Genomic DNA, 10,641 nt, shown 5'->3' with positions numbered 1-10,641 from the left:
CACGGCGAGTGTTCGCGGCGTGTCGTGTGCGCCGTTTATGTGTCGCGAGTCGACCGATCACTCACCTGACGCACGGCGCCCCGCGACCCGATGGCCCGCGGGGCGCCGCTTGCTATGGCGGTCTTACTTCAGATCGAACCGGTCGTTGTTCATGACCTTGACCCACGCCGCGACGAAGTCCTCCACGAACTTCCCCTGGTTGTCATCCTGGGCGTAGACCTCGGCCAACCCGCGCAACACCGAATTCGACCCGAACACAAGGTCATTCGCGGTCGCCGTCCACTTGACCGCGCCCGAGGACCGGTCGCGGCCCTCGTACACGTTCTCGGTGGTCTCCGACGGCTTCCACTCCGTACCCATGTCGAGCAGGTTGACGAAGAAGTCGTTGGTCAACGCGCCGGTCCGGTCGGTGAACACCCCGTGCTTGGTGCCGCCGTGGTTGGCGCCGAGGGCACGCAACCCGCCGATGAGCACCGTCATCTCCGGGGCGGTCACTCCCAACAGGTATGCCCGCTCGATCAGCAGGTGTTCCAGCGGTGCCTTCTCGCCGGGCCGGATGTAGTTGCGGAAACCGTCGGCCCGCGGTTCGAGCACCGCGAACGACTCCACATCGGTGTTCTCCTGCGAGGCGTCGGTGCGTCCAGGCGCGAAGTGCACGGCGATCTCGTAGCCGGCGTCCTTGGCCGCCTTCTCGACCGCCGCGGATCCCGCCAGCACGATCACGTCGGCCAACGAGATCTTCTTGCCGCCGGACGACGAGCCGTTGAAGTCCTGTTGGATCTTCTCCAGCACGGGCAGCACCTTGTCGAGTTCCGACGGCTCGTTGCACTCCCAGTTCCGCTGCGGCTCCAGGCGCAGGCGCGCGCCGTTGGCGCCGCCGCGCTTGTCGGTGTTGCGATAGCTGCCGGCCGCCGACCAGGCCGTCTTGACCAGCTGGGGAACCGAGAGGCCCGACTCGAGGACCTTGCTCTTCAGCGCGGCGACGTCACTGTCGTCGACCAACTCGTGGTCGACGGCGGGAACCGGGTCCTGCCACAGCTGCGGTTCGGGAATCCACGGCCCGAGGTAGCGGCTGATCGGTCCCATGTCGCGGTGCAGCAGCTTGTACCAGGCCTTGGCGAACGCCTCCGTCAGCTCTTCGGGGTGGTCGAGCCAACGGCGGGTGATGTCCCGGTAGATCGGGGACTCCCTCATCGAGATGTCGGTGACCAGCATCGTCGGCGCTCGGCCCGGCCCACCGAAGGGGTCGGGGATGGTGCCCGCACCGGCGCCGTCCTTGGCGACGAACTGCCAAGCATCGCCGGGGCTCTTGGTCAGCTCCCACTCGTAGCCGTACAGGGTCTCCAGGAAGGTGTTGTCCCACTTGGTCGGGGTGGGCGTCCAGACCACCTCCAGGCCGCTGGTGATCGCGTCCTTGCCCACGCCGGTGCCGTACGAGCTCTTCCAGCCCAGGCCCTGCTGCTCGATCGGGGCCGCCTCCGGCTCGGGCCCGACCAGATCGCCGCTACCGGCGCCGTGGGTCTTGCCGAAGCTGTGCCCGCCGACGATGAGGGCGGCGGTCTCTTCGTCGTTCATCGCCATGCGGCCGAACGTCTCGCGAATGTCGATGGCCGCGGCGATGGGATCCGGCTTGCCTTCCGGGCCTTCGGGATTGACGTAGATCAGACCCATCGTGGTCGCACCGTAGGGCTGGGCGAGGTCACGTTTGCCCGAGTACCGCTTGTCGGTGCCCAGCCAGGTGTCCTCCTCACCCCACAGGATTTCCTCGGGCTCGAAGACGTCCTCGCGGCCGAAGGCGAAGCCGAAAGTCTTGAAGCCCATCGATTCCAGGGCGCAGTTACCGGCGAAGATGATCAGGTCGGCCCAGGAGATCTTGTTGCCGTACTTCTTTTTGACCGGCCACAGCAGCCGGCGGGCCTTGTCCAGGCTGACGTTGTCCGGCCAGCTGTTGAGCGGGGCGAACCGCTGCATGCCCTGTCCGCCGCCGCCGCGGCCGTCGAAAATGCGGTAGGTGCCCGCGGCGTGCCAGCTCATCCGGATGAACAGGCCGCCGTAGTGGCCGTAGTCGGCGGGCCACCAGTCCTGTGAGGTGGTCATCACCGAGATGACGTCCGCCTTGAGCGCGTCGACGTCGAGCTTGGCGAACTCCTCGGCGTAGTTCCAGCCCTCGCCGTAAGGGGTCGATTTCGGGTTGTGCGGCTGCAGCATGGACGGGTCGACCTGGTCGGGCCACCAGTCCCGGTTCGTCAGCGGCGCATTCGATTTCGGCTTGGGGGACGGGATAGCGGGGTTTTCGCTCTCGCTGGCGCTAGCCGTGTTGCTGTCCTCATGGGGCGGCCGGCCTTGGGAGATATCGGAGGACACAGCATTCCTTTCTTAGGGGGTGATGGGGCTGCGATCTAGGAACCTGCAGTCGAACAATCGGGGCAGACGCCCCAGTAGATGACCTCGGCCTCGTCCAGGACGAAGCCATCCAGAACGTCGTTGTCGTCCGACGGGGTGAGACAGGGCGCCTCGCCGACGGCGCAATCGATGTCGGCGATCACGCCGCAGGACCGGCACACCACGTGGTGGTGGTTGTCGCCGACCCGCGACTCATAGCGGGCGACCGACCCGGAGGGCTGGATCCTACGCACCAAACCGACCGAGCTCAGCGCGTTGAGGACGTCGTAAACCGCCTGGCGGGACACGTCGGGGAGGCCCACGCGGACGGCCGAGAAGATCGTCTCGGTGTCGGAGTGCGGGTGGGCGTCGACGGCCTCCAGCACCGCGACCCTGGGTCGGGTCACCCGGAGATCGGCCATGCGCAGTCGTTCCGCGTAATCGGCCGTCGATGACACCGCACCAATATGACGCACTTATTTGGATCGAGTCAAGACTTTACTGTGAAGTGGGGCACAACCGGCGGTGACGAATGAACCGCGTCACGTCTGGGGCTTCAGGGCGCTGCCTTTGCGCCAGTCGTCCCAGCTGAGTGTCCAGTCACCGTTCTGCGCCAGCGTCAGCGGCGGGCCGCCGCTGTTGCGGACCTCGACCACGTCGCCGGGCACGGAGAAGTCGTAGAACCATTTCGCGTTGTCGGCGTTGAGGTTCAGGCAGCCGTGCGAGGTGTCCTGATGGCCCTGTGCCCACACCGTGGCGTCCAGCTCGTGCAGGTAAATGCCGTCGGTGCTGATCTTGGTGGCCCAGTTGATGGTCTCGCGGTAGCCCAGGCGGGAGTTCTTCGGCAGCCCGAACGTGGAGGAGTCCATGACGACGGGGTTCCCCTTGTCGAGCACCGTGTAGACGCCCGGGGGAGTCCACAGCGAGATGCTCTTGCCGCCGACGTTTTCGGTGCCGCCCATCCCCATCGAGGTGGGCATCGTGCGGACCAGGGCTCCGTTGTCGAAGACGCTGACCTGATGAGTCGCGTCGTCGGCGATCGATACGTGGGCGTCGCCGATCCGGAACGACACTTTGGTGTCGTCCTGCCCGAATAGGCCATTGCCCAAAGAGATTCCATAGATCTTGGCTTCGGCCGTGACGGTCGTGCCCGGGGCGTAGTAGTGCTCCGGGCGCCAATGGGCGTTCTGGTCGTCGACCCAGTACCACGAACCCTCCACCTTCGGGTTGGTGGTCACCGCCAGCTGGCGCTCGGCGGCGGCGCGGTCGGCGATCTGTTCGTCGAAGTGCGCGACGATCACCGTCCCGACCCCATACGTGCCGCCATCTTTGAGGACGGCCTCCGACGTGGTGGTGAACGACACCTTGGTCTGGTTGGACGGTTTCAGCGTCGAAAATGACGAAACTTGGGTGGACGCAATGCCGTTGGGACCGCGGCTGGTAACCGTCAGCGTATAGGTGCGGCCGTAGCCCAGGGGGACGGTGGGCTTCCACACGGTGTTGTCGGGTGTCGTCACGCCCTGCACCGATTTGCCGCTTTCGTTGACCATTCGGACGTCGGTCAGCGTTCCGGTGTCGGCCTTGACCATCACGGGCGCGACCGGATCGACGTCGTGCGCGTCGGGGGCCGGCGTGATCGTCACCTGAGCCGGCCCCGAGGCCTTGGACGAGGCACTGCGGTGACCGCACCCACCGCCGCCGAAGCAACCGAGGGACACCGCGATCACGACGGCGCCCACCAGTACGACGGCCGCCGAAACGGCGACCAATAACCGGCGATCCCGGGGGATCCGGGGAGCGGGCCGACCACCGGTCTTGGGCGTCATCGAGCTGAGGGATCCTTGCCTTCTGTTGGTGCCGGGCCGAAGTCGCTCGCCTCCCGGCGCGACGATGTTGTCCTTCAGGTGCCACGGAGGTGCGGTTTTTAAACCGACCGAGCCCCGGCGCGTGGATCATGGCGTCATGGCCGACGACGAACTGGACAGCCTTTATTGGGCAACGCCAAAGGAGTTCACCGCGGAGCGCACCAGATTGACCGCCGCGGCCAAACGCCGCGGGGACGACACGGCGGCCAAGCGAATTTCCGCTTGCAACAAGCCAACCACGGCGGCGTGGATCGTCAATCGGCTCGCGCTGCGGCACCGCGACACCGGGCGGCGGCTGGCGGCGCTGGGTGACGAGCTGCGCGCCGCGCACGCCGCCATGGACGGGGCACGCATCCGGGACTTGTCGGCCCAGCAGCACCGGCTCATCGGCGAGCTCATGCGGGCCGCACTCGACGCGGCCGGCGTCAAACAGCCGTCCTCGGCCGTCCGCGACGACATCGCCAGCACGCTGCAAGCCGCCATCGCCGAACCGGAGGTCAGGCAGCGGCTCGGCCGGCTGGCGCGCCCCGAGCAGTGGTCGGGTTTCGGCGACCTCGGCGCCGCGAGCACGGTATCGACGACCTCCGCCCGCACCGCCAAGGCCGGGAAGCGGCCGGCGAAATCCCCGCCACAATCCGGCAAGCGGTCAGCGCGAGACGTCGCCGCGCAGCGGCGTCTCGAAAAACTGACGGCGGCCGTTACGGCCGCCGAGCGCAAGGCGGCCGACGCCGACGCCGCACAGTCCGACCGCCGCGCCGAGCGCGATGCGGCCCGGAGGCGTCGCGGCGAGGCGTTCGCCGCGTTGCGGACCGCCGAGCGTGAACTCGAACGCGCCGAAGCGGCCTTCGACCGGGCCAAGCGGGCCGGCCGCGCCGCGGAAGAATCGGTCAGGGAGGCGAAAGCGCAGCTGAGGCGGGCGTGACGCCGCCCGCCGGGCCGCGGCGGTGTTTCCCCGGGTTCGGCAGGGGTATTAGCCCACCCGTGACGTCGTTATGGATGACCAACCGAGGCGAACAGCCTTGGGCCGCAGGCCAGCTTGACCAAGGCCCCCGCTCCGCGGATGTCATCGTCGTGGGTGCAGGCATCACCGGGCTGATGACCGCGGTGCTGTTGGCCCGCGCCGGCAAGGACGTGCTGGTGCTCGAGGCTCGCACCGTCGGGGCCTGCGCCACCGGGAACACCACGGCGAAGATCAGCCTGCTGCAGGCCACCCACCTGTCGAAGATCCTGCCCAGACATGGCAGGGACCTGGCCCGCGCCTACGTGGACGGAAATCGCGAAGGCCAGGACTGGGTCATCGATTACTGCGAGTCGCATGGCATCGCGGTGCAGCGCGAGGACGCCTACACCTACGCCCAGTCCGCCAAGGGCGTGCCGTCGGCGCGACTGGAGCTCCAGGCCTGCCAGGCGGTTGGGCTGCCCGTGGTTTGGGACGACGACCCTGACGTGCCGTTCCCTTACCACGGCGGGGTGCGGCTGCCCGACCAGGCGCAGTTCGATCCCATGCCATTCCTTGACGCGCTGGCGGCGGAACTGCTCGGCCGCGGCGGCCGCCTCGTCGAGCACACCCGGGTCCGGCGGGTGTCCAGCCGCGGCGACCGCGTGCGCGTACACGTCAACGACGCCGCCGAGCGAGACGTGGAACTCGAGGCCCAGCAGCTGGTGCTCGCCACCGGCATCCCGATCCTGGACCGCGGGGGATACTTCGCGCGCGTGAAGCCGAGCCGGTCCTACTGCATGGCGTTCAAGGTCCCCGGCAACATCACCCGGCCGATGATGATCTCCACCGACTCGCCGACCCGATCGGTGCGTTACGCACCCGTCGCGGACGGGGAGCGGCTGATCGTGGGCGGGGCCGGCCACACCGTGGGCCGCAAGAAGAGCCCGTCGCAGGCGCTCGGGGAACTGGCGTCGTGGGCCCGCAAACACTATCCGGGTGCCGAGCAGACGCATTTCTGGTCGGCGCAGGATTACACGCCCATCGACCAACTGCCTTACGTCGGACCCATCCTGCCCAAGACCGAAACCATCTTTGTGGCAACGGGATTCAACAAGTGGGGGATGACGAACGGCGCCGCCGCGGCGCCGGCGCTGTCCGGCCGCATCCTGGGCGGGCGAATGGACTGGGCCAAGGCGTTCGCCAGCTGGAGCCCCCATGAGCTGACCGGGCTGCCGACCGCCATGCAGGCCAACCTCGAGGTGGGCTTCGATCTGGCCAAGGGCTGGATCACCCCGCTGCTGCGCACCGGCCGCCGCAGCCCCGGCGCGGACGAAGGCGGCGTGGTCAGTGGGCCCCCGTGGCATCTGGAGGCGCGCTGCCGGGTAGACGGCACCGAACATGTCGTTTCCCCGGTCTGCCCGCACCTCGGCGGGATCGTGAACTGGAACGACGCCGACAAGGCCTGGGAATGTCCGTTGCACGGCTCGCGCTTCGCCCCGGATGGCACCCTGCTGGAGGGGCCGGCAACCCGCGACTTGTCCGCCTAGAACGGGCGCTCAGTCCGTCTTGCGGTAGATGAGCCAACGCAACTCGATCGGCGAGTGCTCGCGCTCGACGTCGAACACGTCGAGGCCATTGGCCCACCCCTCGAACCACGCGGTGGGCGGCCAGGCGCCTGCGGGCAGGTGGGCCTTCTCGTATTCGTACGCGGAGTCGTCGGCGATCAGCTCGAGGGGCAGGCCCGCCACCGCAGTCGCCATCTGGTCACGCGTGTAGATCATGGTGTTGCACTGCTGGCCGAACTGCAGCGTGGAATCGTCGGGCACATAGCCGTCGCGGGGCAGGAACGTGCTGAACAGCAATCGTCCCGAGGGAGCCAGGCATTCGGCGGCCAGTTCGAACATGCCCCGCAGCTCCTGGGTAGTGCGGAAGTCGGGCACCACCTCGGCGAGCACCATCAACTGGTATTCGTCGTGGACGCTTTCCATCGCCGTGAAGACATCGCTCTGAATCACCCGCACGGCCAGCGATTCGCTCTGCGCCTCCGCGCGCATGATGTCGGCCAGCTTCGCGGCCATCTCGACCGCATCCACGGGGTGGCCGCGACGGGCCAGCGCGAGGGCGTTGCGGCCGGTCCCCGCCCCGACGTCCAGCACGCGGTAGGTCGTCGGATCAGCCGCTTCGGCGGCCAGAGCGAGTACCCGCGCGTCGGGCTCGGTGCCGAACAGTGGCCCCGGGCGCACGTCCACCCATTCGTCGTAGGCGGCGTCGAGCGTTCGCCATTCGGCTTTGACGCGGATGTTGACGCTCGTCCCGAAGGGGGCGTTGAACGAGATGACGACGTCCGAGCGGGGGGATGCCTTGAAGCCCTTCGCCAGCTCGGCCTCCAGCGAGATCCGCAGCTGCGCGGACTGTTCTGGCGTGTGCCAGACGCCCAGGGTGGCGCAAACGTTGGCGCACAATTGCACGTACTCGTCGATCAGGCTCGGGACGGCAGGCACTCTGATGTGCCCCTCGGCCGACGTCCGTCGATACCACCGCCTGATCATCGACTCGTAGAGGATCGACGGCTCGAGAGGCTCAGAAGGCGGAACCTGCACCAGAACCTTCTACACGACCCGGCGGCTTTGCACCACCGATTGGATCCACCCGCCGATCACCCCGACCCCGCGGCGTCTTCCAACAAATCGGCGGCCTTCGCGACGCTTTCGGCGGGTTTGGTCATCCGCGCGGCCACCTCTCGGGCTCGGGCGGCACATTCCGGAGTAAGGATCGAGCGCAGGTCGGCGACTAGTGAGTCCAGGGTGCTATCGAAAAAGCCCCGCCCGGCACCGACTTCCAAATGTTCGATACCCTCTGCCCACATCGGCTGGTCCCACACCGTCCAGAGAATCAGCGTCGGAACCCCGGCGCGCAGACCCGCAGCCGTAGTGCCCGAGCCCCCGTGGTGGACCACTGCGCGGCAGGCGGGAAAGATGGCCGCGTAATTCAGCGCATCCACCACCTTGACGTGAGGCGACCGTGGAACGCGGCGAAAGTCGTTGGCGCCGGCGCAGATCAACGCCCGCTCACCCAACTGCGCGCAGGCCGCGCTTATGACGGCGACCGTCTCGGCGGGAGAATCAATCGGGGTGCTGCCGAAACCGAAGTAGATCGGCGGCGTCCCATCGGCGATCCAGGTCAGCACCTCGTCGTCAAAATGGGTTGGCAACTCCAGCGTCAAGGAGCCGACGAAGGGCCGCCGACCGCCGGGCTCGACCCATTCGGCCGCGGGCCCCGGCAAGCAGAGTTCGTCATAGGTTTGAAGTTCGAGCAATCCGCTTTCCGAGCGCGCCGGCGCGGCCGCCTGCGGCAATCCGAGTTCACGACGTTGCGCGTCCGCCGCATCCGCGGCGATCCGCGAATACACATCACTTGAGGGCATGATCCGAGCCGGGAAGACGTGTAGCGCGGCGAACGGGATCCCGTGATATTCGGCGACGTTGGCCGCCAGCGCCTGGTCGTTCATGTGCCCCAGGAGGAGGTCCGCTCCCTGGGCCAGTGCCGTCAGGGTCGTGCTCTTCTCCAACCAGATTCGGTGGACCCGGTCAGCCACTTGCGGCGCTGCGCCAATGCCATGGAAGTGGCCCAGGAGTTCCCTCGCCGCGATCATGGCGCGTTGAGTGTCGGGCCCGTAAGCGATCCCGGCCAGCCCCGCCGACTCGACGAAACCCACCTTGTCCGGCGGAACGGCCAGGCTGACGTCGTGGCCTCGGCGGGAGAGCTCCCGGCCGATCGCGGCGCAGGGCTCGATATCGCCGCGCCCCCCGTAGCTCGCCATCACGAACTTCATCCGCTCCGCCCTCACTCGCGGTATCCGATATCGATCCAAGCAGACCCGCCATGTCGCGCCGGTCCGCTCTGATTGGCTGGGCCCGCACGGGCAAAGCCCGAGGCCGCTCCGTGGCGTTGACAGGCTCCACTGCGCTGCGAGGGTAATTTATCGGTGTTCTCAGGGAGGACGATGTGGGGTAAGGGGGCAGCACCCGGTTATCCACCGGTGCCGGACCTGTACTACTAGAGGAAACAAGATTTGTTTGCTGCCCGTTGGGCAATCCCCCTACCGCCCGCAACGAGCCGTTAACGCCGTGGCTAACTGTTAACCCGTCCGGAGGAGACGACGACATGGACTTCGCAGCACTGCCTCCGGAGATCAACTCCGCGCGGATGTATACCGGCCCCGGTGCCGCGCCGCTGCTCACCGCCGCGATGGCCTGGGACGCGCTGGCCGTCGCCCTGCATTCCGCGGCGACCTCCTACCAGGCGGAGGTCACGGCGCTGACCGGCGGGTCGTGGCTCGGGCCTGCGGCGGAGGCGATGGCGGCCGCGGCCGCCCCGTACGTGACCTGGACGCGCAGCGCCGCGGCGCAGGCCGAACAGACCGCCAACCAGGCCAAAGCCGCCGCGGCGGCGTACGAGGCGGCGTTCGCCGAAACGGTGCCGCCGCCGGTGATCGCGGCCAACCGCAGCCTGCTGATGTCCCTGATCGCGACGAACGTCTTCGGGCAGAACACGCCGGCGATCGCGACCACGGAGGCGCAATATTCGGAGATGTGGGCCCAAGACGCCGGGGCCATGTACGCCTACGCGGCGGCGTCGGCGGCGGCGGCGAGGCTGACGCCGTTCGCCCCGCCGGAAACGAGCACCGATTCGGGCGGATCGGTGCGGCAGGCCGCCGCCCTGACCCAGGCCGCAGGCACGTCGGCCGGCAAGGTGCAAAACGCCCTGTCGTCGGCACAAGCCTTCTCTGCGGCGCCCAATGCGCTGCTCAACCTCGCGAGCCCCCTCGATTTCGGCTTCGGCGGGCGGGACCTGCTGGGGCTGGCAGCCGACCTGAGCGCGGTGTTCGTCGACCCAGAAGTCGGCACGGCGGGGCTCGCCGCCGCCATCGTGGCGCTTCCCTACGACGTCTCCGGGGCGTTGACCGGTTTCCACACCGACGACATCGTCAGCGGCTGGGCGGGGGTCCAGTCCTGGCCCGGCTCGGCGCCGGTGCCCCCGACGCCTTTCCCGGTCATCACCAACCTGGCGGGGGGCTCGGCGGCGACGGCTTCCCTGGGCGAGGCCAATACGGTCGGCGCAATGTCGGTGCCGCCGGCCTGGGCGGCCGCCGCCCCCGCGGTGCGCCCGGCCGCTCTGGCCCTGCCCGCCACCAACGTGGGCGCCGCCGCTCCAGCCTCGTCCGCAGGCACCGGGAGCTTGTTCGGCGAGATGGCCGCGGCGAGCATGGCCGGGCGTGCCATAGCCGGCACGGGCGGCGCAGGTCGCGCGGAGCGAATCAGGGCCTCCACGCAGAAGGCGACCGAGGGTGCCCCCGCGGCGCCGCAAGTCCCGGCCGGTGGCCCGATCACCAGCATCGCCGCCGAGTTGCGCGAGCTGGCCTCCCTGCGGGACGCGGGGATCATCACGGAGGAC

Annotated in this window: 8 protein-coding genes; 3 read left to right on the top strand and 5 right to left on the bottom strand. The window is 68.3% G+C overall.

All coding sequences use genetic code 11. The features are described 5' to 3' along the window. Positions 1 to 123: 123 nt before the first annotated feature. From katG to A9X05_RS16705, 3 genes are all read right to left on the bottom strand, one after another. Positions 124 to 2,364, bottom strand: coding sequence for a catalase/peroxidase HPI (katG, locus tag A9X05_RS16715; protein ID WP_067782796.1), 2,241 nt, complete (start codon positions 2,362 to 2,364; stop codon positions 124 to 126). Positions 2,365 to 2,399: 35 nt separating this feature from the next. Continuing rightward, positions 2,400 to 2,840: a Fur family transcriptional regulator gene (locus A9X05_RS16710; RefSeq protein WP_067750622.1), complete on the bottom strand. Its 441-nt coding sequence runs from the start codon at positions 2,838 to 2,840 to the stop codon at positions 2,400 to 2,402. A gap of 84 nt (positions 2,841 to 2,924) precedes the next feature. Next, complete coding sequence (locus A9X05_RS16705; protein ID WP_067782793.1) at positions 2,925 to 4,208, bottom strand: Ig-like domain-containing protein; 1,284 nt, start codon at positions 4,206 to 4,208, stop codon at positions 2,925 to 2,927. 136 nt (positions 4,209 to 4,344) lie between these two features. On the opposite strand from A9X05_RS16705, the gene A9X05_RS16700 reads away from it, so the two are divergent. Together A9X05_RS16700 and A9X05_RS16695 are read left to right on the top strand one after the other, a co-directional pair. Continuing rightward, the gene (locus A9X05_RS16700; RefSeq protein WP_067782790.1) at positions 4,345 to 5,169 is read left to right on the top strand and encodes a hypothetical protein; all 825 of its coding nucleotides are present in this window, start codon (positions 4,345 to 4,347) and stop codon (positions 5,167 to 5,169) included. 74 nt (positions 5,170 to 5,243) lie between these two features. After that, positions 5,244 to 6,734, top strand: a complete 1,491-nt coding sequence (locus tag A9X05_RS16695) for an FAD-dependent oxidoreductase (RefSeq protein WP_067782787.1) — start codon at positions 5,244 to 5,246, stop codon at positions 6,732 to 6,734. A gap of 9 nt (positions 6,735 to 6,743) precedes the next feature. Here A9X05_RS16695 and A9X05_RS16690 read toward each other — a convergent pair whose 3' ends face one another. Next, entirely contained in the window at positions 6,744 to 7,787 is a 1,044-nt protein-coding gene (locus A9X05_RS16690; protein WP_197499094.1) for a bifunctional 2-polyprenyl-6-hydroxyphenol methylase/3-demethylubiquinol 3-O-methyltransferase UbiG, read from the bottom strand. A 56-nt stretch (positions 7,788 to 7,843) separates the two neighbouring features. Further along, the gene (locus tag A9X05_RS16685) at positions 7,844 to 9,019 is read right to left on the bottom strand and encodes a glycosyltransferase (RefSeq protein WP_067782784.1); all 1,176 of its coding nucleotides are present in this window, start codon (positions 9,017 to 9,019) and stop codon (positions 7,844 to 7,846) included. 332 nt (positions 9,020 to 9,351) lie between these two features. Between A9X05_RS16685 and A9X05_RS16680 the strand changes: the two genes are divergently transcribed. Further along, positions 9,352 to 10,641: PPE family protein (locus A9X05_RS16680; RefSeq protein ID WP_067782781.1), on the top strand; the 1,290-nt coding region annotated here is incomplete at its 3' end.

Origin of the sequence: Mycobacterium sp. E3298, from assembly GCF_001666895.1 — a bacterium.
GTDB lineage: Bacteria > Actinomycetota > Actinomycetes > Mycobacteriales > Mycobacteriaceae > Mycobacterium.
This window is presented reverse-complemented; position numbering and strand designations above follow the sequence as displayed.